Annotated in this window: 1 pseudogene; it reads right to left on the reverse strand. The window is 68.3% G+C overall.

Features of this window, described 5'->3' with window-relative positions:
• Positions 1-265, reverse strand: a pseudogene (locus SB719_RS20645) (ATP-dependent DNA helicase DinG); the annotation flags it as partial.

Raw genomic sequence — 265 nt, forward strand, 5'->3', positions numbered from 1 at the left:
GGGTGGCCTTCGCGGTCGTCGGGCGTGACCGGGAAGTTCGGCACGATCAGCTGCGCCTGCCTGCGCAGATCGAAGGGCGAGGGCAGCGACGCGGTCTCGGCGTGATCCGGCAAACCGGTATCGATGGCGAAGGACTGGAAATCGCCGCCGCCGGTCAGCGTCGCCGAGGTCATGACCACCGAGTCGACGTCCTTCCACAGCAGTTGCCGCAACACCTGCGCGGCCGAGACCGGCGAGCAATGGCAGACCAGATCGCCTTCGCGGG

This window comes from Pantoea sp. SIMBA_079 (assembly GCF_046940275.1).
In the GTDB taxonomy this organism is placed as follows: domain Bacteria; phylum Pseudomonadota; class Gammaproteobacteria; order Enterobacterales; family Enterobacteriaceae; genus Pantoea; species Pantoea borealis.